19 protein-coding genes are annotated in these 22,134 nt (G+C 33.2%); 1 reads left to right on the forward strand and 18 read right to left on the reverse strand.

The features are described from left to right. Window position 1 precedes the first annotated feature (1 nt). From fmt to gmk, 8 genes are all read right to left on the reverse strand, one after another. Window positions 2–934, reverse strand: a complete 933-nt coding sequence (gene fmt, locus JG554_RS08130) for a methionyl-tRNA formyltransferase (RefSeq protein WP_064209127.1) — start codon at window positions 932–934, stop codon at window positions 2–4. Then, a complete protein-coding gene (locus JG554_RS08135; RefSeq protein ID WP_046208677.1) occupies window positions 927–1,415 on the reverse strand; it encodes a peptide deformylase in 489 nt (162 codons plus the stop codon). The genes fmt and JG554_RS08135 overlap by 8 nt, the downstream gene beginning before the upstream one ends. A 200-nt stretch (window positions 1,416–1,615) precedes the next feature. Further along, window positions 1,616–2,305: a GNAT family N-acetyltransferase gene (locus JG554_RS08140; RefSeq protein WP_107360300.1), complete on the reverse strand. Its 690-nt coding sequence runs from the start codon at window positions 2,303–2,305 to the stop codon at window positions 1,616–1,618. A 444-nt stretch (window positions 2,306–2,749) separates the two neighbouring features. Beyond that, window positions 2,750–3,217 carry a GNAT family N-acetyltransferase gene (locus JG554_RS08145; protein WP_046208679.1) on the reverse strand — a complete coding sequence of 156 codons (468 nt, stop codon included), beginning with the start codon at window positions 3,215–3,217 and terminating at the stop codon, window positions 2,750–2,752. 169 nt (window positions 3,218–3,386) lie between these two features. Beyond that, window positions 3,387–5,795: a primosomal protein N' gene (priA, locus tag JG554_RS08150; RefSeq protein WP_070037916.1), complete on the reverse strand. Its 2,409-nt coding sequence runs from the start codon at window positions 5,793–5,795 to the stop codon at window positions 3,387–3,389. Between the two features lies 1 nt (window position 5,796). Then, window positions 5,797–6,999 carry a bifunctional phosphopantothenoylcysteine decarboxylase/phosphopantothenate--cysteine ligase CoaBC gene (gene coaBC, locus JG554_RS08155; protein ID WP_107360299.1) on the reverse strand — a complete coding sequence of 401 codons (1,203 nt, stop codon included), beginning with the start codon at window positions 6,997–6,999 and terminating at the stop codon, window positions 5,797–5,799. 369 nt (window positions 7,000–7,368) lie between these two features. Continuing rightward, window positions 7,369–7,569, reverse strand: a complete 201-nt coding sequence (gene rpoZ / locus JG554_RS08160; RefSeq protein WP_046208682.1) for a DNA-directed RNA polymerase subunit omega — start codon at window positions 7,567–7,569, stop codon at window positions 7,369–7,371. Then, window positions 7,569–8,192: a guanylate kinase gene (gene gmk / locus JG554_RS08165; protein WP_046208683.1), complete on the reverse strand. Its 624-nt coding sequence runs from the start codon at window positions 8,190–8,192 to the stop codon at window positions 7,569–7,571. The genes rpoZ and gmk overlap by 1 nt, the downstream gene beginning before the upstream one ends. Window positions 8,193–8,351: 159 nt before the next feature. On the opposite strand from gmk, the gene JG554_RS08170 reads away from it, so the two are divergent. Next, window positions 8,352–10,049 carry an Rqc2 family fibronectin-binding protein gene (locus tag JG554_RS08170; protein WP_073342352.1) on the forward strand — a complete coding sequence of 566 codons (1,698 nt, stop codon included), beginning with the start codon at window positions 8,352–8,354 and terminating at the stop codon, window positions 10,047–10,049. A 116-nt stretch (window positions 10,050–10,165) separates the two neighbouring features. On the opposite strand, the gene JG554_RS08175 is transcribed toward JG554_RS08170, so the two are convergent. The 10 genes from JG554_RS08175 to JG554_RS08220 form a co-directional block, all read right to left on the reverse strand. Then, window positions 10,166–10,573 (reverse strand): VOC family protein, encoded by a 408-nt coding sequence (locus tag JG554_RS08175; RefSeq protein ID WP_046208685.1) that lies wholly within the window; start codon window positions 10,571–10,573, stop codon window positions 10,166–10,168. 118 nt (window positions 10,574–10,691) lie between these two features. Then, window positions 10,692–11,546, reverse strand: a complete 855-nt coding sequence (locus tag JG554_RS08180; RefSeq protein ID WP_046208686.1) for a YitT family protein — start codon at window positions 11,544–11,546, stop codon at window positions 10,692–10,694. Between the two features lie 628 nt (window positions 11,547–12,174). After that, window positions 12,175–13,734: an MFS transporter gene (locus JG554_RS08185; protein WP_238394752.1), complete on the reverse strand. Its 1,560-nt coding sequence runs from the start codon at window positions 13,732–13,734 to the stop codon at window positions 12,175–12,177. Window positions 13,735–13,944: 210 nt separating this feature from the next. Then, entirely contained in the window at window positions 13,945–14,130 is a 186-nt protein-coding gene (locus JG554_RS08190; protein ID WP_070658399.1) for a hypothetical protein, read from the reverse strand. A 22-nt stretch (window positions 14,131–14,152) separates the two neighbouring features. Beyond that, a complete protein-coding gene (gene pyrE / locus JG554_RS08195) occupies window positions 14,153–14,764 on the reverse strand; it encodes an orotate phosphoribosyltransferase (RefSeq protein WP_046208689.1) in 612 nt (203 codons plus the stop codon). Continuing rightward, window positions 14,757–15,461 (reverse strand): orotidine-5'-phosphate decarboxylase, encoded by a 705-nt coding sequence (pyrF, locus tag JG554_RS08200; RefSeq protein ID WP_046208690.1) that lies wholly within the window; start codon window positions 15,459–15,461, stop codon window positions 14,757–14,759. Before pyrF ends, pyrE begins: the two co-directional genes overlap by 8 nt. A gap of 208 nt (window positions 15,462–15,669) precedes the next feature. Then, entirely contained in the window at window positions 15,670–18,843 is a 3,174-nt protein-coding gene (gene carB / locus JG554_RS08205; protein ID WP_103161345.1) for a carbamoyl-phosphate synthase large subunit, read from the reverse strand. After that, the gene (locus JG554_RS08210; protein WP_107360193.1) at window positions 18,836–19,936 is read right to left on the reverse strand and encodes a carbamoyl phosphate synthase small subunit; all 1,101 of its coding nucleotides are present in this window, start codon (window positions 19,934–19,936) and stop codon (window positions 18,836–18,838) included. Before JG554_RS08210 ends, carB begins: the two co-directional genes overlap by 8 nt. Further along, entirely contained in the window at window positions 19,936–21,210 is a 1,275-nt protein-coding gene (locus JG554_RS08215; protein ID WP_046208693.1) for a dihydroorotase, read from the reverse strand. The genes JG554_RS08210 and JG554_RS08215 overlap by 1 nt, the downstream gene beginning before the upstream one ends. After that, window positions 21,194–22,108: an aspartate carbamoyltransferase catalytic subunit gene (locus JG554_RS08220; protein ID WP_046208694.1), complete on the reverse strand. Its 915-nt coding sequence runs from the start codon at window positions 22,106–22,108 to the stop codon at window positions 21,194–21,196. Before JG554_RS08220 ends, JG554_RS08215 begins: the two co-directional genes overlap by 17 nt. Window positions 22,109–22,134: the final 26 nt, after the last annotated feature.

A 22,134-nucleotide genomic window follows, 5' to 3' on the forward strand; every position in this document is an offset into this window, starting at 1 on the left:
GTCATTTTAATACCTTCCCAACGAGTGTTGATTGTACACCACTTAAGTAATTAGCTGTAGGCATTCTCTTTTTACCAGCAACTTGAATCTCTGTTAATGCAATCGCATCACTAGAACCTGTAGCCACAATAATTGCTTTCTTAGTTGTCTCTATAATTGTACCTGGCTCACCGTCTTTATCTTTTTCAATGCGTGAAGCATAGACTTTTAAGTTTTCTCCATCCATAATTGTGTAGGCAACCGGCCATGGAGATAGACCTCTAATATGGTTATAAACTACTTCAGCAGGTTCTGACCAATCAATTTTTTCATCTTCTCGACGAATGTTAGATGCAAATGTTGCTTCGTCTTCATTTTGAACAATACTTTCATTCGTACCATTAATGATAGAAGGAAGCGTTTCTTTTAATAATTCAGCACCTAAAAAGCTTAATTTATCATGCATTACACCAACGTCATCTTGTGGTTCAATATCGATTGCTTTTTGAGCTATAATATTTCCAGCATCCAATTTCTTAGCCATATACATGATAGAAATACCAGTTTGTGTTTCTCCATCTATAATCGCTTGATGTATCGGGGCTCCACCTCTATATTTAGGTAATAATGATGCATGTACATTGATAGCACCTAACTTTGGTGAATCCAATAAACGTTGTGGTAATAATTGGCCAAATGCCGCAGTAACAATTAAATCCGCGTTTAAATCAATCAACATCTCTAATTCTTCAGATTTTGACAGTTTTTCAGGCTGATATACAGGAATCGCATGTTCTATTGCAACTTGTTTCACTGGTGGTGGTGTTAATTTTCGTTTTCTGCCAACTGGTCGATCAGGTTGAGTAACGACTGCGATCACGTTATGTTCTGCAATTAACATTTCTAACACTTTTGTTGAAAAATCTGGTGTCCCCATAAAAATAATTTTACTCATTTTCAAAATACGCCTCCACTTCTGCTTCAGTCAAAATTTTATCTGCACGTTCTGTAAAAAGTTTACCTTCAAAATGATCAATCATATGCAATATCATGCGTGCAATATCATCATATGCAGTCATTTCTACTTCGTTTCCATTTTTATCGTTACTTTTAACAACAATCATTTTACTTCTTTCAACTTCACCATAAATGTCAGGTAATGAAATAGAGCCCTCTAACTCAGTTACTTTTTGGTCAGATTCTCGAATGATTTTTGGATTAATAAGTTGTAACAATCCATCTATTTCCATATCTATAATAGCTACCTTTTGTAAAATGCCAATTTGCGGGGCACATATAGCAGAAGCCTCAACTTCATACATTGTGTCTTCTAAATCGAGCAATAATTGAGCTAAGTTTTCGTCAAATCGTGATACATCCGGCACGTGCTTTTGCAAAATTGGATTTTCTGCTGTAACAAGTTGCTTTATTGTCATACAAATTACTCCTCATAAAAATTCATCATATCATTATAACTTATTTTAGTTAAATTTGCACCAAGCTTTGATGAAATACACGAACTGAAATCACATATATTTTCACTTTAATTTTATTCCGTCATCACAAATATAACCGTAAGCCTCCTATACAAGCTTACGGTTTACAAAATATTTATTATCCAGTTAATGTTGTAATATCATAATGATAACTTATTTATTTGATTGCCAGATTCATCAAAATTATATTCGTTCAACCAATTCTCAAACTTAGTTTTATATACTGACCACTCATCATCTAACATAGCGAGCCAGTATGTATCTCTACTTCTTTGTTTATAAATAGTATGATTTTTAAACAAACCTTCATATTTAAAGCCAAGTCGTTTGGCTGCTTTTATAGAAGGCTCATTGAATGCATCACATTTCCATTCATACCTTCTATATCCCAAAGTGTCAAAGATATATTTTGCTAATAAGTAGTGTGTTTCTGTAGCAATACGTGTTCGTTTCATTTTATTAGCATAATAAATATGACCAACTTCAATTGTTGCATTTGGTTCATTTATTCTAAGTAATGATAAAATACCTACTACATCATTATCAAATTGATCTATTATAGCAAAAAAATATGGATCCTTTGTTTGTACTTTATTTTTTATATAGGTTGCAAAATCATCATAACTTTTAGGCTGCGCGTCTGGTAAATACGTCCAATTAGGTGCATCTTCTTGCTCCTTAAAATGAGTGAATAAAGGGTTAATATGTTTTGAAGCTAATTTTTCTAATCTACAATACTTCCCTTCTAACACATTAGCCGTTGGTGTTTTGGGTTGAGAGAAATCGATTAATGACTTACCGATAGGTTGTTCAAACTGATTATATTCCATTTATATCCCCCCTTTTAATCAATGACTAGAGAACTTTATCGCATAATTTATCACGCGAAATATTAATCATTAAAATGTTTAGCAATTGCGTATAATACATCTATACTAATTTTTATAAATTAATATTATGTTATCATTGTAACTTATAATGCGAAAGCATTTTTATTAATCAGTTTATATTCTTTTTAATATTTTATAATATGAATTAATTAAAAAGTAGAAGTAAAAAGAAATAAATACTAGCTGAATGACATTCTTCTTACTTCTACTTTTTCATTTTATATTTATATTTAGATTTATTTTAACTATAGCAAGACATTACTTTATTATTTCTTCAATAAAATAAACCTTAAATTTATACCTTATATTAAAATTTAGTTTATTTAGAAACATCCAAAACGTTAAACTAAATAAACGATATAATAATAATTAGCTTTATATCTATTACTGTTTCGCTTCACTATTTGCTAACTCAATGGTCATGGATGATACATTTTTTATAAAACCAATTTTAGAATATAATGGCTCTGCTTGAGTAGAAGCTTTTAAATTAACAATATTCACCTGTTCTGTTTTACACTTTAATAAAAGCTCTTCTAGAATTTGTTTACTCAAACCTAATCCTCTATATAATTTAGTTGTATAAACATTAGTAATATAACCTTCTACACCATAATGATTATCATATGCAGGTGGTATCTGTTGGAAGACAACAGCTCCTGTTGCTACAACTTGATGATTATCTATCATAAATACTTGGTAGATGTTTCCTTTATCGAAAACATCTTTAAAATATGCTCTCATATTATCATCAATATCTTCAGTACCATGCATGCCTTGATCAAGTAATTGTTCTTTTCTTAATTTTATAATTGTTTCAATATCATTTTTATTTGCAATTCTCATCTCCATATCTAGTACTCCTTTAAAAAAATATGAGCAAATAAATTTACTATATCTATCAATCATATTCAACCATTAATATTTAATATTCAATAAAAAGAGAGCCTTAAAACCAATAAAATACTGATTTTAAGACTCCCCTTTTATACACTGCAATTAATCCATTTACAACAACAACCTACATCATCATTTGTGGATTGATGTCTATCTTCAGTGATAATTTGTCTTTTAAATACTGATCATGATAAAAATCATCTAAATACTTTAATGCTTCGTGCAATGAAGGTTCGCTTTTATATTTTATTAATATTTGGAAGCGATATTCATTATTAATTCGTGATAAAGCTGCTGGAGAAGGGCCTAGAACTAATGCCTTATCTGATAAATGCTGTAACAATATTTTGTGTATATGTTTAGAAGCTTCCATTACTTTTTTCATATTATTATGCGCAATCGTAAAATTAATTAAAAAGAAATATGGTGGATATTTACCTAACTTTCTATAATTCATTTCTTTTTCGAAAAAGGAATGATAGTCATTATCTTGAACATCTTTAATAGCATAATGATCAGGATTATAAGTTTGTATAATCACCTGTCCCTCTTTTTCATGACGGCCTGCACGTCCTGAAACTTGCGTCAACAATTGATATGTACGCTCACTAGCTCTAAAGTCAGGCAAGTTTAACATCGTATCAGCATTTAATACCCCAACCAAAGTAATATTTGGAAAGTCCAAACCTTTCGCTATCATCTGTGTCCCCAGTAAAATATCCCCTTTACCTGAACCAAAGTCATCTAATAATTGTTCGTGTGCACCTTTTCGAGAAGTGGTATCAACATCCATACGAATAATTTTTGCTTCCTGAAAATTTTCTTGTAATAGTTCTTCAACTCTTTGTGTACCTGTGCCTACCTGTCTGATATGTTCACTTTCACAGTTGGGACACTTATTAGGTGGTACTTCTTGATGACCACAATAATGGCATTTCAATTGATCCGTAGACTTATGATATGTGAGAGAAATATCACAGTTAGGACATTGAGGGACATGGCCACAATCTCGACACAACATAAATGACGCATATCCACGTCTATTTAAAAATAAAACAACTTGTTCTTTTTTATCTAAACGCTCTTGAATCGCACTACGCAAATCTTCTGAAAACATAGAACGATTGCCAGAAGCAAGTTCAGCACGCATATCTACGATATTCACGTCTGGCAAAGCTTGCTGATTCACTCTATGAGGTAATGATAATAGTTCATAAACACCTTTAGTTGCACGTGCATATGTCTCTAAACTTGGTGTAGCACTGCCTAATACTAAAGGGCAATGATGATATTGACTGCGCCATTGTGCAATATCTCTAGCATGGTATCTAGGATAATCCTCTTGTTTATAGGAAGACTCATGTTCTTCATCAATAATGATCATACCTAAATCTTTGAAAGGTGCAAATACACTTGAGCGAGCTCCTACACTCACACTCGCTTTTCCATCTCTAATTTTTTGCCATTCATCATAACGTTCCCCTTTAGATAATCCTGAGTGTAAAACTGCTACTTCGTCTCCAAATCTTCGTTTAAATCTTAATACCATTTGAGGAGTGAGTGCAATTTCTGGCACTAACATCATCGCTTGTTTACCTTGATTGAGTACATTTTCTATAGTTTGCAAGTAAACTTCCGTCTTACCAGAACCCGTTACGCCATGTAATAAAAATGTACGTTGTTCACCTTTATTAATCGTCTCGAGTATCGCATCATATGCATCTTGTTGTTCTTGCGTAAGTTGTTGCTTTTGATCTTGTTCAAATACCCGTGTTGCAAAAGGATCTCGCTCTACAGTTGTATCATATTTCTCAATAAAGCCTTTACGGACTAACGTCTCAATGCTAGATTTTGAAAAACCCATTTCTTCCAACTGTTTTAAAAAAACTACGTGATGATTTTCATCAATTAAATAAGCATATAATTCATATTGCTTTTTTGATTTTTCCAAAGATTCTAATACTGTATCATCATTAAAGCCTTCGACAATGCGCACTGCGCGTTGTTTCTTTTTCTTTAAACTTTGAGACAAAATCGTATCTTCAAGAATTGCACCTTGCTTTAAAAATGGTGCAATGAGCGTTAAGTCTTCATTTTTTTGTGCTACTTTATATGCATAATGTCCTTCCGAATCAAATCGTTTCAACAATTTTTCTGGTATGGCTTCAGTATCTTTAACTGCAAATACTTTAGTATATTTGGCTTTGATTGCGCTTGGAAGCATAACCTCTAACATAGAAATTCGTTTTGTAACAAAATACGTATGATACCAATCTGCAAGTTGTATTAATTCTTTCGTTAATTCAGGTTTAATATCTTGTATTTCTTTTATTGCTTTTAATTTTGATATGTCCATACTAGTGTCGGTTTGCTGAGTGATGTCCATAACATAACCTTGAATCGTTCTCGGTCCAAAAGGTACAATCACGCGCATACCAACTTCAACCATCGCTTGAAATTTTTGTGGAATTAAATAATCAAACGTAAAGTCAACACTTTTAGATGGTATATCTACGATTACTTTTGCTATCATTTTATTTCCACCTTGTTTCTAAACTGTCTAATATATGCTCCGCTAATATGACTTTTTTATGTTTCCCTAATGATATTGTTTCACCGTTTTTATAGTACATAGTATATGCATTATCATCAGAGCTAAACCCAATGGTACGATCGCCAACATTATTCGCTATGATGACATCTGCGTTTTTACTTTTTAGTTTTTTTTGAGCATATGATTCAATATTTTGTGTTTCTGCTGCAAAACCAACTAAAAATTGTTTATCTTTATGCTCACCCAAGTATTTTAAAATATCGGGTGTGCGTTTAAAAGTAACAGTCAAATCACCTTGTCGTTTTTTAAGTTTATGTTCTAATAATTCAGTTGGAGCATAATCTGATACCGCTGCAGATTTAAAGACAATATCCATCTTATCGAATCGCGTTTTAGCCGCTTCAAACATCTGTTGTGCACTTTCTACTTGAATGACTTCTACATTCTTAGGTGGTGTTAGATGAGTTGGACCAGATATAAGTGTCACGGTCGCCCCTCTTTGAGCTAAAGATTCTGCGAGTGCATATCCCATTTTACCTGATGAGCGGTTGGATAAATAACGAACAGGGTCTAGCTCTTCTATGGTTGGCCCCGCTGTCACCAATGCTTGTATACCGTTAAATCTACTATTTTTTGTCGCTGACGTGTTGTTTTTAAAATACTGATTTAATCTTTCTACAATTTGTAAAGGCTCTTCCATTCTTCCTTTTGCTACATAACCACAAGCTAGGAATCCTTCACCAGGTTCTAAGAAATAATAACCGTCCGAACTTAATGTTGCTAAGTTATGTTGCGTTCTTTTGTTCTCATACATATGTACATTCATTGCAGGAGCGATAAATTTGGGTGTTTCTGTAGCTAATAATGTTGATGTAACCATGTCATCAGCAATACCATTTGCTAGTTTAGCGATGGTATTTGCAGTTGCCGGTGCTACAACAATCGCATCTGCCCAATCTCCTAAAGCAACATGTTGAATTTCTTCTGGATTGTGTTCTTTAAAAGTACTCGTATAAACGGGATTTCTACCAATGGCCTGAAAAGCTAAAGGAGTTACAAACTCTTGTGCATGATCTGTTAACATCACTCTCACGTTATAATCAGCCTGTGTGAGTTTACTCGTTAAATCTATTGCTTTATACGCAGCGATACCACCAGTGACAGCAAGTAAAATATTTTTCATCGTAGTTTCCCTCCAAATCGTTAATATCTTTCTATTAATTGTTTAACTTTGTAGTTTATATTTTGAAATTTTAAATATAAACAAATGTTTTAATTCTGTATCAAGGTCGTACAAATAACTACACAATGTATTTTATGTTACTCAGCCAATGAATTATTTTATGCAATATCTTATTTTAGCTTCATTGCTTTAAATATAAATATGATTACTGCTTATTATACACAAATTATTGCCCAAATTAAAAAAGCACACCTTGGCTATGAAACCTCAAAGTCATCACATGCGTCTGACTTTTGAAGTGCACATCATTAACCTGGTGTACTTTTCAAAAATATAAAATTATATGATTTAATATTCGCTTAGAAAGTGTTATTTTGTAGTTTCAGGATAAACTTCGCCGCCAGCTATTTCTTCCAAAGCTTTTCCCACTGCTTTTTCTGAATTATATTTGTTTAATAGTGTACTATTTGGATGCTCGTCCAACTCACGTGCACGTTTAGCTGCAGTTGTAGCGATTAAATATTTTGATGTGATTTTAGATGTTAAATCATTTAATGGTGGATATAACATTATTTTTTTGCCTCCAATATCATTTTTCTATATTTTGCTTCAATTCTTTCCCTTTTCAAATGCTCAGCTTCAACAATGGATTGAATACGTTGCTTAGCTAATTCTACTTCATCGTTAACGACAACATAATCGTATAAATTCATCATTTCAACTTCTTTACGAGCTTCAAGTACTCTGCTTTGAATTTTTTCGTCTGACTCAGTACCACGCCCTACTAAGCGCTCACGTAAATGATCTAAACTTGGTGGAGCTAGAAAAATAAATAATGCATCAGGGAATTTCTTTCGAACCTGTTTGGCACCTTCAACTTCAATTTCTAAAAATACATCATGTCCTTGGTCCATAGTATCTTTTACGTATTGCACTGGTGTACCGTAATAATTTCCCACATATTCTGCATATTCTATAAATTGATCTTGTTTAATTAACGCTTCAAACTCTGCCTTTGTTTTGAAGAAATAATCTACACCATCGACTTCACCTTCACGCATATTACGTGTCGTCATCGAGATAGAATATTTATAAGATGTGGTTGGGTCATCAAATATTTTTTTTCTAACTGTACCTTTTCCTACACCAGATGGTCCAGAAAGTACAATCAACAAACCTTTCTCATTATCCATGCCTTACTACCTCTCTAAGCTATTCTTCTATTATTTAACTATGATACCATAATGAGCGTTTGGTTGTATAGCATACGTTCAAACAAACTTTGCTCATGACCAAATCTTTTCACCATGTTACAATATGATGAATGACTAAAAATAAGGTGGCTGATAGTAATGGCATACGATGGTTTATTTACACGAAAAATGGTAGAATCTTTACAATTTCTCGTTGATGGTAGGATTCATAAAATCAATCAACCTGAAAACGATACAATCATCATGGTAATACGTCAAAATCGTAAAAACCATCAACTTCTACTCTCGATCCATCCTAGTTTTGCTAGAATGCATTTAACGAATAAAAAATATGATAATCCATTTGAACCACCAATGTTTGCAAGAGTATTCCGTAAACATTTAGAGGGTGGTTTCATTAAAGCTATAAGACAAATCGGAAACGATAGACGTGTAGAAATAGATATTCACAGTAAAGATGAAATCGGTGATACCACATACCGCACAGTTATTTTAGAAATAATGGGTAAACACAGTAATTTAATGTTAGTAGATGATCAACGCAAGATTATTGAAGGTTTTAAACATTTAACTCCAAATACAAATCAATATCGTACAGTTATGCCTGGGTTTCAATATGAAGCGCCCCCTACCCAAAATAAAACAAATCCATATAGTATTACGGGTACAGAAGTTTTAAAATTCATCGATTTCAATAGTGGAAAAATCGCTAGGCAACTGCTAAATCAATTTGAAGGCTTTAGTCCCTTAATTACGAATGAAATTGTCAATCGTAAACAATTTATGACGACCGACACGTTACCAGAGGCATTTAATTCAGTTATGAATGAGACAATGGAATTACCTACTCCTGTTTTTCATAAGAATCATGAAACAGGAAAAGAAGATTTCTATTTTATGCACTTAAATCAATTTTACGATGATATGGTTGAATATGATTCTCTACATGATTTATTAGATAGATATTACGATGCTAGAGGAGAAAGAGAACGCGTTAAACAACGTGCAAATGATTTAGTCAAATTTGTACAGCAACAACTGCATAAATATCAAAATAAACTCAGTAAATTAATCGACGAACAAGAAGGTACTAAGGATAAAGAAATACAGCAATTATACGGTGAATTAATCACTGCAAATATTTATAGAATTAAACAAGGTGATAAGTATCTGACGACTACCAATTATTATGATGGTCAGGAAGTAACCATTCCCTTAGATACAACAAAGTCACCAGCTACAAACGCTCAAATGTATTATAAAAAATATAATAAATTGAAAACACGTGCACATGAATTAACACGACAAATCGATTTAACAAAAGAAAACATCACATATTTTGAAAATATAGAACAACAACTCGCACACATATCTGTGGATGACATTGATGATATTAGAGAAGAGCTTGCTGAACAAGGTTATATGAAACAGCGGAAGCAAAAAAATAAGAAAAAGAAACCGACCATTCAATTGCAAACGTATGTTTCAACTGATGGAGATACCATACTTGTAGGAAAAAATAATAAGCAAAATGATTATTTAACGAATAAAAAAGCCAGCAAACAGCATCTTTGGTTTCATACGAAAGAGATCCCAGGGTCTCATGTGGTTATCTTAAATGATGCGCCAAGTGAAAATACTATTAAAGAAGCGGCTATGCTAGCCGGTTATTTTTCAAAAGCTGGAAATTCTGGTCAAATACCAGTTGATTACACTGAAATTAGACACGTTCACAAACCTTCTGGCGCAAAACCAGGATTTGTAACATATGATCACCAAAAAACACTCTATGCTACACCTGATTACGATCACATTCAAAAAATGAAGGTGACATGATAACACCAAATACTTTAAAGCATTTGTAACATATTTCAATCTAAAAAAAGGCTAAGATTATGAGTAAGCAGCACATGTAACACGTGCATGATACTTTATCTTAGCCTTTTTAATATTTATTTTTTATCTGGTAATGCAAGCTGAAAATTAACGCCAAATCTATCTACAATCCATGTAAATTCTCTGAATGGTGGCATTTCCGTTTTAGGCATTAAAATTGCCCCACCACTTTTCAATTTACTGAATAATCTTTCCATTTCTAACGGACTATCTACAGTGACATATAAAGACATTGCTGGATTCATGTCTACATCGACACCATTCATATTATCAATCGCCATAAAAACTTGATCTTTTAAGCGAAAGATAGCATGTTGTACGGCACCAGTGGGTTCTTTATCATCTTCTTCATATTTAACCATCGCTAATATTTCTGCATCTTCAAATGCATCTACATATAAATTGATTGCTTCTTCTGCTTGTCCATTGAACATTAGAAATGTCGTTATTTTGGGAATTGCCATTTAACTGCCTCCTTAAAACATCTTAATTCTAGAATAAAACAAATGCTTAAAAAAATCGAACGAATAAAATTTGCAATTAACAACACATCACATGAAGTGCTCCTTTGCCAATCTATCATTAAGATAAATTTATAAATCCATTACCTAATACATCTCTCACATCATGAATGACTAAAAAGGCATTTTCATCTACCTCATTTACAAGCTTTTTAACTCTAGTTACTTGTGATTGTGGAACTACAACATACAACATGCTTGTTTCATGTTTACCATAACCACCTTTACCCTTTAAAAGTGTTGAACCTCTACCTGTAAAGCTATTGATTTCATCACTTATAATCTCATTTCTACTTGATATCACAGTCACCGCTTTTTTAGGATGGAACCCTTCTATAATGAATGCAGTAGCACGTTCAGTTATAAATATCATAATTACAGTAAATAAGACGTTTTCTAAAGGTAAGACAAATAAAAAAGACAAGACAACTAATCCATCTAAAACAAAAATGCCTTGCGATGTTTTGATGTCAAAGTATTTATTTAGCATCTTAGCAATGACTGATGTCCCACCTATCACACCACCAGAAGCAATTACTAATCCAATACCTACACCTACTAAAACGCCACCAAACGAAGCATTTATTACAAAATTATCAATACCTGTCTTAAAATTTTCAGTTAAATCTAAAAAGATTGAAATCGCTGTATTAGCAATAAACGTATATACTGCTGTTCTGGTACTTAAAAAACGCCAGCCTACAATAATGACCAATGTATTAATAATTAATGAGGATATCGCTGGTGAAAAACCAAAGGCATATTTTAATGCTAATGACATACCCACAGTACCCCCATCACCTAAATTAGACTCTAATATAAATGAATTTACAGCAATCGCACTTACAAATGCGCCAATTAAGCATACAATAATATTTTTAGTATGGTTTTTTAAAAGTTGCTTCATACGTTTCATATCATATCCCCTTACATTTGATAATATAAAATTAAATAAGGTAAGCTAAAAAAGTGTATTCAAATCATGCCTCACTTTAATTTTACAAATTTGTTTTTTATACTCACAAATCTATTTAAAACCAAAATAAATGAAAATATAACATTTGTTACAGTTACATAGTATAATTGCAAATGTAACACAACCCATTTCAATATACCACTTCATGTAGTTTGCAACATTAATTTGTAAAGTGTGTAATATTGAAAGCTTTGACGGCTTAAAACCATAAAATCACTTTACTTTTAAATATTTATAGTTAAAATAAATACAAATATAATTGGAGGTATTTCATGTTTTATTACATTATTCCATTACTGATTGCCGCTTTAGTGATACTCATTGGCTTTATCATCATTAAAATTATGATTCGTTAATCCATTTTATATCATAACTTTATAACGATACTTTTTAATCATTTTAATAACATTAATCATTTCAATCATTTTTGTATTATATTAAACAAAACACGCAGTAAAGTAGACATTAAAACCTTGTCTACCATACTGCGTTGCTGTTTTTTACGTTACTTTCTACAATTAATCTTTTTTTAATCTTTCTTTACGATTTCACCAGTTTATCAAATTTTTTATTTAAATTCTTTACTAAAGAGCGTTACAAGTAGCAAAATAATAAAAGCTGCAATAACTGCAGTTAAAAATATAGGCATATACGCTAGGTGTGTAGCATCCTCAATGCCATTTGTAATTGCATGTCTTAATGTATCATTAGAAATTTGATTCACTTGTTCTAATATTTTAGTAAGATTGCCTGAATTATGTTCCATCGTTTTCATTAACGAAACGGGTATATCTTTAAAACCAAAATGGGCTGAATTTATACTTTCTTTAATTTTACTACCCATTTGGCTATATCCGAATTGAATGAATGTCGTAAACATAGTCGGTGCAATTGTTATGCCGACTTGTCTAGAAACGGATAATGTTCCAATTACAGTACTATTATTTTTATCTGAATGTGCTGATCTAGTTGCTAATACAGTCATTGGTGCACCAATAGTAAAACCAAAACCTAAACCTGCGATAATTGAAAATATTAAAAATGGCGTAATTGAATAAGTTAAAAAGGCTAACCCTCCATACCCAATTATGCTAATGATACTCGCAATCACTAATGCAAATATCGGGCCTTTTTTATCAACAATCTTCCCGCCCATTGACGCGCCAATACCTGAAGCTAACGCTAAGGGTGTCATCCAATAGCCACTGTTCTCAGCTTTAACATGCAATACATTTTCAACAAAGGAAGGAATGAAAATAATGGAACCAATTAACATCCCTGATAAAACGCCCATAATCAATACTACTGAAAAAGCTGGTTTTTTTAATAAATAGAAAGGTAAGAATGCATCTATATCAGTTGCTTCGTTTTTATATTCTACTAAAATCAAAATACCATAACCAATGATTGCCAATATAAATAAACCAATCACTGAAAAGCTAAGTATACTATTAGCAATGTTATTCGTTTGTATATTATTAATCGCAAACATCATCAGCAACGTTGAAAATGAAAATATAATGATGGCGTACTTATCAATTTTAGTTTTAACTTTTTCTTGTGTTTCTGGCATTTTAAGAATCATAAAAATAACAATCATTACTGCCACTGGCACATTGATTAGGAATAGCCAATGCCATGTTCCACTTAGGTTAATTAATAAACTTCCTATATTTGGCCCTAATACCGAAGCAATACCATTCATTGCACCTAACCCACCAAGCATGCTACCTTGTTTTTCCTTGGTGTAAGTAGCTATAATATGTGAACTAGCGATTACAAATAAACCGCCTCCACCAAATGATTGAATTAATCGTGCAATAATAAATATTGTATAATTTGGACTTAAAGCAACTAACAATGATCCTAAACCAAATAAAATGACTTCAATAACAAATATTTTTTTACGACCATACATATCAGCAAGTTTACCCGCTATAGGTGTAGTTACAGCCATACCTAATGTGTAAATCGTTATGCCCCATGACCCCATTTGTGCTGAAATTTCAAAAGATTGATTTATTGTGGTTAACGCTGCACTAATAATGCCGTTGTCTAAAGCTGCCATAAACACACCAATGAGTAAAAATAGTGCAACAATATCAAATTTTTTTTGATTCAAGTTCATTCATTCCTTTCTATCTTGGAGTTTTATATGATACTCAGTATTTAAAACCTATTTTGTGAACTAAATATGAACAAAGTATTTTATATATTAAAAAATGCCTAAAAGACCTTTTATCAATATATAAAAGTCTTTTAAGCATTTTTTAACCAATTTAATTAAATAAATTTTTAATGTTGTCTCAAATTCACATAATATATTTACATATATCGTTTATTTAATATGTCCTTTTTGCTTTAGATTTAATTTTGATTTTTTATAAATATTTGATTCTGTAGCGTTAAACAACCATTTATTTTCGTCTTCTGAAGTTGATTGTGCTCTATAGTCTTCTGATTTTTTGAGGAATTTATTTAAATGAGCAAAATGATTATAAGCTACATTTGAGTCTTTTGTCATAACATCCCCTCCATCTAACATTTTATGACAAGTTATCTCTCCAATCAACTAATGTAGTAATATCATTTTCAGAAATTTCTCCATTTTCTCTAGCAACCTCAATTAGTTCATTATAATTGCTTAATGTATAGAAGGGTATATCAGCTCGTGCAAATTGGTCATCTGCTTTTTTCAAACCATAAGTAAAGATTGCTACTACACCTAATACATTTGCACCTGCAGCTTTTAGTGCATCTACTGCAGTTATTGAAGAGCCACCTGTAGATATTAAATCTTCTATAACTACTACATTTTTACCTTCACTTGATGCACCTTCAATTTGATTCTGTTTACCATGACTTTTGCTTTTTGATCTAACGTAATTCATCGGTAAGTTCATCACTTCTGAGACATATGCTGCATGTGGAATCCCGGCTGTTGCAGTTCCTGATATAACTTCAATATCTTTAAAATGTGTTTCAATCAATGCTTGCAGGCCATCTCTAATATGAGTACGTACATCAGGAAAACCTAGTGTGATGCGATTATCACAATATATTGGCGATTTAATACCTGAACTCCAAGTAAACGGATCATTGGGAGATAATGATACAGCTTTTATATCTAACAATGCTTGTGCAATTGATTTAGTCATGTGATTTCAACCAACTTTCTTTAATTTTTTGATAACTCGTTACCGGATTTTCACTTTGTGTAATCGGTCGTCCTACAACAATGTGTGTAGCGCCTAAAACGCTTGCTTTTTCTGGTGTCGTAATACGTTGTTGATCATCTGAAGAAGTGTTTTCTGGTCTGATGCCTGGTGTCACTTTCAAGAAAGATTCACCTAATTCCTGTTTTACTAAATTTGCTTCAAGTGGTGAACATACAACGCCATCTAATCCTGATAATTGAGCTAGACGAGCATAATTCAACACTGCTTCATCCATTGTACTTTGGATATTTTGTTCATCACGCAACATTGTTTCTGTAGTCGACGTTAATTGTGTAACCGCAATAATTTTAATATTACTGTTATATTTTCTAATACCTTCTACAGCACGTTTCATCATTTCTGAACCACCAGCTGCGTGTACATTTACTAAATCGACATCTAATTTGCTTAAGCCTTCCATTGCTTTACCAACAGTGTTAGGAATATCATGCAATTTTAAATCTAAGAATATGCTATGACCACGTTTCTTAATATCAGTGATTAATGAAGGCCCAGTTTGATAAAAAAGTTCCATTCCAACTTTGACAAATAAAGGTTCATCAAATTGATTTAAAAATTGTGTAACCGCTTCTGCTGATTCAAAATCTAAAGCAATGATAGGTAGATTATTTTGCATATATATCGCCTCTCATCTATAGCTATTTTATTATATTTGCCAAGCGTGTATGGACATATGACAGCAATAATATTTTGGAATTTTTTTCATACTGACAAGGACGACTAAGAGTAAAATTTCATAAAAATATTTTTATCCTAGCCGTCTATTGCCAATAGCATTTCTTTGCATTAAAGCATAAAAATTATTTCAGTTTTTTAATTATATTTTACATATTTTTCATCGTGAAAGTCATGCTTTCTATAACGGATGTTAATGCTTCTGCAGTATCTAATGAAGTTAGACATGGTACGCCATTTTCAACAGAGGCACGTCTAATTTGAAAACCATCACGTTCAACTTCTTTTCCTTTTGTCATCGTATTGATCACAATTTGAACATCATTCGTTTGTATACGTGATAATAAATCGTTTTCTCCACCAATTTTACCTACAGTTTCTGCAGTGATATGGTTATTTTCTAATTTTTTAGCAGTACCTTCAGTAGCTAATATTTTATAGCCAACTTCATTTAAGCGAGCCGCGATATTCACAATTTCATCTTTGTCTTTATCACTTACGGTCATCAATACCGTACCATAATCTTTTACTTCCATACCACTTGCTGTCAAACCTTTATATAATGCTTTTTCCATGGTTAAATCTTTCCCCATGACTTCCCCAGTTGATTTCATTTCAGGTCCTAAGGTAATATCTACATTTTTCAATTTGTTAAAGCTAAATACCGGAGCTTTAACAAAGACACCTTCACTATATGGTTGAACGCCCTCGTTATAACCTAAATCCTTAAGTTTCTCACCTACAATAGCGCGCATGGCCAACTGTGCCATTTGAATATGCGTAATTTTACTTAAGAAAGGAACTGTACGACTTGCACGAGGATTCACTTCTAAAACATAAACACCATCATGTGCAATGACAAATTGTATATTGATTAGACCTATGATATTTAGCCCTTTCGCTAAGCGAATTGTATAATCTTCTAATGTTTTAAGTTCATTTGGTGTCAAAGATTGTGGAGGATATACCGCAATCGAATCACCTGAATGGACACCAGCGCGTTCAATATGTTCCATAATCCCTGGAATAATTACCGTTTCACCGTCAGAAATAGCATCGACTTCAATTTCTTTACCTGTGAGATATCTATCAACTAATACAGGATGATCCGGACTCGCTTTCACTGCTTGATTCATATAATTGGTTAACTCTTCATCGTTATACACGATTTCCATTGCACGTCCACCTAATACATACGAAGGTCTAACTACTACAGGATAACCGATTGTACGTGCATTATTGAGCGCTTCATCAGTTGACGTTGCTGTCTTGCCTTTAGGTTGAGGCACATCAATTTTATGTAACAGTGCCTCAAATTCTTTACGATCTTCCGCACGATTCAAATCTTCGAGTGACGTTCCTAAAATTTTCACACCATACTTTTCAATTTTATCTGCTAAATTAATCGCAGTTTGACCACCAAACTGTACTACTACACCTTTTGGCTGTTCAATATTTATAATATTCATGACATCTTCTTCTGTTAATGGCTCAAAATATAATTTGTCTGAAATTGAAAAGTCTGTAGATACTGTTTCAGGGTTATTATTGACGATAATAGCTTCATAACCAGCTTGTTGAATAGCCCACACAGCATGCACAGTTGCATAATCAAATTCGACACCTTGACCGATTCTTATTGGCCCTGATCCCAAGACTAATATTTTTTCTTTTTCAGTGATAATGGATTCATTTTCTTGTTCATACGTGCCATAGTAATATGGTGTAGCTGATTCAAATTCTGCTGCGCATGTATCTACCATTTTATATACTGGTGAAATATTATGTTGTTTTCTTAAGTTATAAACTTCTGATTCTGACATATCAAAACGATGTGCAATAACGCGATCACTAAACCCATAACTCTTAGCAAATTTTAAATAATCTAGATCTCCTTTGTGTACTTTTAAGTCATGTTCTATATCAATGATGTGCAAGAATTTATTTAAGAAGAAGTAATCAATCTTAGTCATTTCGTGTATTTCTTCTAAAGATGTACCTCTTCTTATCGCTTCTCCTATAAAGAATAAGCGCTCATCATCTTGGTCTTGTATACGCGCTTTTATATAATCTAAATCGTATGTTTCGCCATTTGGTAATCCCAAATGATGCACGCCATATTCGAGTGAGCGAATTGCTTTTAATAAAGACTCTTCATATGTTCGGCCAATCGCCATTACCTCACCAGTTGCTTTCATTTGTGTACCGAGCACACGTTCACCCTTTTCAAATTTATCGAAAGGAAAACGTGGGATTTTTGAAATAACATAGTCCAACGTCGGTTCAAATGCAGCATAAGAAGTTTTAGTGATTGGATTCAACATTTCATCTAATGATAAACCTATCGCTATTTTTGCAGCTAATTTTGCAATCGGATAGCCTGTAGCCTTAGAAGCTAAAGCTGATGAACGTGACACACGTGGGTTCACTTCAATTATATAATATTTCATTGAGTGTGGGTCTAATGCCAGTTGTACATTACAACCACCTTCAATGCCTAAAGCACGAATAACTTTTAACGACACATCACGTAACATTTGATATTCAACATCTGATAAAGTTTGACTAGGTGCTACTACAATTGAATCGCCAGTATGTATGCCGACTGGGTCTATATTTTCCATGTTACATACAACGATGGCATTATCATTTTTATCTCGCATCACTTCATATTCAATCTCTTTAAAACCTGCGATTGATTTTTCAATTAAGCATTGTGTTGCCGGACTGTAATGTAAGCCATTCGTTACTACTTGTTTAAACTCTTCATCATTATGGCAAATACCACCACCAGTACCGCCCATCGTGAAAGCCGGTCTCACAATTAATGGGTACCCTACCGCTTCTTTAAATTCAAACGCCTGTTCTAGAGTATTGACGATATCGCTTTCTGGAACTGGAACATCTAGCTCATTCATTAAGTCTCTAAATAATTCTCTATCTTCCGCTTGTTGAATAGAAGCCAATTTAGTACCTAGTAATTGTACGTTGTTCGCTTCTAATACACCGCTATCATGTAATTGAATCGCCATATTAAGCCCTGTTTGACCACCTAATGTTGGTAACAGCGCATCAGGTTGTTCTTTACGAATAATACGTGCAATAAAGTCATGCGTTAAAGGTTCAATGTAGACTTTGTCAGCAATTTCATTATCTGTCATGATTGTAGCTGGATTTGAATTTACTAATATAACGCGATAACCTTCTTCTCGTAATGCTAAGCATGCTTGTGTCCCCGCATAATCAAATTCTGCAGCTTGGCCTATAATAATGGGTCCAGATCCTATAACTAAAATCGTTTTAATATCGTTACGTTTAGGCATTTGTCAAAATCTCCTTTTCTTTAAAGTCATGCATCATTTTAATAAATTCATCAAACAAATAATTTGAATCTGTAGGTCCAGGACTTGCTTCAGGATGATATTGTACTGAAAACGCAGGTAATGATTGGTGTCTTAAACCTTCAACTGTACCGTCATTAATCGCTATATGTGTTATTTCTAAAGGTGTACTGGCTAATGAATCTTTATCGATCGCATAACCATGATTTTGGCTAGTTAATGCTATTTTCCCACTCTTTAAATCTTTCACAGGATGGTTTGCCCCTCTATGTCCAAATTTCATTTTAAACGATCTAGCGCCTTGTGAAAGTGCAAATAATTGATGGCCTAAACAGATACCAAAGAAAGGAATTTTTCCTAAAATACCATTAATCATATTAATTGCAACTTTGACTTCTTCTGGATCACCAGGTCCATTAGACAACATGACTCCATCTGGTGACATTCTAATAATTTCTTCTGCTGTCGAATCATAAGGTACAACTGTAACATTACAACCACGTAAATTAAGTTCTCTCACAATATTTTGTTTTTTACCAAAATCTACAAGTACAACACTTAAATCATAACCCGTAGAGACATATGGTGTTTTGGTAGACACTGTTTTCACTTCATCTCTAGGTAATTCAATTACTTTCAACTCTTCTATTAATTGTGGAATATCTGCCTTATCATCTGTAAAAGCTGCTTTTAAAACGCCATAGTTTCTAATTTTTCGAGTAATACTACGTGTATCCACACCTGAAATACCTGGTATATCATAATCTTTTAACACTTCGTGGAATGTTTTTTGCATGCGAAAATGACTCGGATATGTGCTTGCTTCTTTGACAACAACACCATTCAATGTTGGTATCAAAGATTCAAAATCATCTCGATTAATTCCGTAGTTTCCTATTAATGGATAAGTAAACGTAATAATTTGCCCTGTATAAGATGGATCTGATATCGTTTCTTGATACCCAGTCATAGCCGTATTAAATACTATTTCGCCTTTCGTTAAATGGTCCGATCCTAATGGATAACCTTCATAATATGTTCCATCTTCTAAAACTAAATAGCGTTTTTGCAACATTACTTTTCCTCCTTAAATTTAACTTCACCTTCTACCAATGTTAATACTGGAGTTCCGTATACTTTTTCACCTATAAATGGTGTGTTTGACCCTTTTGACGCAAAATCTTCTGCCCTAATCTCTTTCTCGTCTTCTAAATTAATGGCAGTAAGGTCAGCTAAACCGCCCTCTTCTAATCTTCCATAAGGTAAATCAAATATTTGAGATGGTTTAATCGTTAAATAGTCAACCAATTGTTGCAATGACCAGTTACCATTTTTTACAAAGTGTGTATACAATAATGGAAATGCTGTTTCACTACCAACAATGCCGAAAGGCGCTTTTGTCATTGGTTGTGCTTTTTCTTCTTTCGCATGTGGCGCATGGTCTGTAGCAATACAATCAATTGTCCCATCTAATAATCCTTCGATTAGTGCAGCTCGATCTGCTTTACTTCTTAAAGGTGGATTCATTTTATAAATTGCATCATCACCAGGCACATCATCTTCTGTTAATAATAAATGATGCGGTGTCACTTCTGCTGTTACATGAATTCCTGCCTTTTTAGCATCTCTTATAGCTCGTACACTTTCTTTTGTAGATACGTGACAGACATGGTAATGTGCACCTGCTGCTTCAGCTAGCAAAACATCTCTCGCAATTTGTACCGCTTCACAAATATTAGGTATCCCCGGTATGCCTAATGCTTTACTACGTTCCCCTTCATGCATAGCGCCGCCATATATCAAGCTATTATCCTCACAATGAGCAACGACTGCTTTATTCACTTTAGCTGCTTGTTGCATAGCTTCATACATCATATTTGCTTGTTGTACACCTACGCCATCATCAGTAAAAGCAAATGTGCCTAACTGGGCTAAAGCTTCAAAATCAACATGTTCAGTACCTGCTTGCCTAACTGTGATTGCACTATATGGTAAAACTCTGACGTGTGCATTTTCGTCGATTAATTTGTTTAAACGTTCTAAATTTTCAACAGAGTCAGGTACAGGTCGTGTATTTGGCATTGGACAAACTGTCGTAAAACCGCCTCTTGCAGCTGCTTGTGTTCCCGTTGCAATTGTTTCTTTATGTTCACCGCCTGGTTCACGCAAATGTACATGAACATCAACTAAACCTGGAGCAACAAAGTGTCCTTTTAAATCAATGATTTCAACATCGGCATCAACCTCTATGTCTGACGCAATTTTTTTTATGGTTTTACCTTCTATTAAAATTGAAGTGGTTTTAAGTTCACCATTTTCTAAGATTTTCGCATTAGTTAGCAATTTCATTTATTGCTGCCTCCTTTGTTTGTAATATATACTCAATTACTGCCATACGTGTATACATACCATTTTCCATCTGTTTAAAGATGCGAGATTTTTCTGCTTCTACTAAGCAATCATCTATTTCAACACCGCGATTGACAGGCGCGGGATGCATAACAATTGCAGATGACTTCAATCGATTATAACGCGCTTTTGTCAAACCAAAATTTTCATGATAATTTTGATTTTCAAAATTCATTGTTTCTTCATCACCATGTCTTTCATGCTGTACTCTTAGTAGCATGACAATGTCTATGTCCTCTATGACTTTATCTATATCAACATAAGGTGCTTCTAAAGTGTCATCTCTCCACGCTTCTGGACTTGAGAACATCACATTTGCACCGAGTGCGGTTAAACTTTGAAAGTTACTTCTCGCTACACGGGAGTTTTTAATATCTCCACATATTAATATATTTAAATCTTTAAAGGTTTCATACTCTTCGTATATTGTCATTAGGTCTAATAAACTTTGTGTTGGATGCTGTCCACTACCATCACCTGCATTAATAATCGGTAACTTAAGTGAATTTAAATCATTATAGTATGTTGTATCTGAATGTCTAATTACTAGAACATCTGCACCTACTTGTTCTAATGTTTTACACGTATCGTATAAGCTCTCACCTTTTTGAACAGAAGAAGTGCTCGTTTCGAAATCAATCAGTTTTAATCCTAATTTTTGCTCTGCTACTAAAAAGCTACTTTTCGTACGGGTAGAATTTTCAAAAAATAAGTTTGCTACAAATTTGTCTTCATAATTATGTGGTTTAAATGATCCATTTTTAATACCACTTGCAATTTCTATTAGTTCATAAATCTCATTTGTAGTTAGATGTTCCATTGATAGTAAGTTATCCATTTTTTCAGCCTCCTAGTATTGAAATA

The organism is Staphylococcus sp. 11-B-312 (genome assembly GCF_016743055.1).
Taxonomy (GTDB): domain Bacteria; phylum Bacillota; class Bacilli; order Staphylococcales; family Staphylococcaceae; genus Staphylococcus; species Staphylococcus ureilyticus.

What these genes read in the sequence shown, in the direction of transcription:
- JG554_RS08140 (WP_107360300.1), bottom strand. Translation starts at nt 2,305, where the DNA reads ATGGAATATAATCAGTTTGAACAACCTATCGGTAAGTCATTAATCGAT.
- coaBC (WP_107360299.1), bottom strand. Translation starts at nt 6,999, where the DNA reads ATGAAAAATATTTTACTTGCTGTCACTGGTGGTATCGCTGCGTATAAA.
- JG554_RS08185 (WP_238394752.1), bottom strand. Translation starts at nt 13,734, where the DNA reads ATGAACTTGAATCAAAAAAAATTTGATATTGTTGCACTATTTTTACTC.
- rpoZ (WP_046208682.1), bottom strand. Translation starts at nt 7,569, where the DNA reads ATGTTATATCCACCATTAAATGATTTAACATCTAAAATCACATCAAAA.
- fmt (WP_064209127.1), bottom strand. Translation starts at nt 934, where the DNA reads ATGAGTAAAATTATTTTTATGGGGACACCAGATTTTTCAACAAAAGTG.
- JG554_RS08145 (WP_046208679.1), bottom strand. Translation starts at nt 3,217, where the DNA reads ATGGAGATGAGAATTGCAAATAAAAATGATATTGAAACAATTATAAAA.
- JG554_RS08180 (WP_046208686.1), bottom strand. Translation starts at nt 11,546, where the DNA reads ATGAAACGTATGAAGCAACTTTTAAAAAACCATACTAAAAATATTATT.
- pyrF (WP_046208690.1), bottom strand. Translation starts at nt 15,461, where the DNA reads ATGCAAAATAATCTACCTATCATTGCTTTAGATTTTGAATCAGCAGAA.
- JG554_RS08170 (WP_073342352.1), top strand. Translation starts at nt 8,352, where the DNA reads ATGGCATACGATGGTTTATTTACACGAAAAATGGTAGAATCTTTACAA.
- JG554_RS08135 (WP_046208677.1), bottom strand. Translation starts at nt 1,415, where the DNA reads ATGACAATAAAGCAACTTGTTACAGCAGAAAATCCAATTTTGCAAAAG.
- pyrE (WP_046208689.1), bottom strand. Translation starts at nt 14,764, where the DNA reads ATGACTAAATCAATTGCACAAGCATTGTTAGATATAAAAGCTGTATCA.
- JG554_RS08190 (WP_070658399.1), bottom strand. Translation starts at nt 14,130, where the DNA reads ATGACAAAAGACTCAAATGTAGCTTATAATCATTTTGCTCATTTAAAT.
- priA (WP_070037916.1), bottom strand. Translation starts at nt 5,795, where the DNA reads ATGATAGCAAAAGTAATCGTAGATATACCATCTAAAAGTGTTGACTTT.
- JG554_RS08175 (WP_046208685.1), bottom strand. Translation starts at nt 10,573, where the DNA reads ATGGCAATTCCCAAAATAACGACATTTCTAATGTTCAATGGACAAGCA.
- gmk (WP_046208683.1), bottom strand. Translation starts at nt 8,192, where the DNA reads ATGGATAATGAGAAAGGTTTGTTGATTGTACTTTCTGGACCATCTGGT.
- JG554_RS08210 (WP_107360193.1), bottom strand. Translation starts at nt 19,936, where the DNA reads ATGTTGCAAAAACGCTATTTAGTTTTAGAAGATGGAACATATTATGAA.
- JG554_RS08215 (WP_046208693.1), bottom strand. Translation starts at nt 21,210, where the DNA reads ATGAAATTGCTAACTAATGCGAAAATCTTAGAAAATGGTGAACTTAAA.
- JG554_RS08220 (WP_046208694.1), bottom strand. Translation starts at nt 22,108, where the DNA reads ATGGATAACTTACTATCAATGGAACATCTAACTACAAATGAGATTTAT.
- carB (WP_103161345.1), bottom strand. Translation starts at nt 18,843, where the DNA reads ATGCCTAAACGTAACGATATTAAAACGATTTTAGTTATAGGATCTGGA.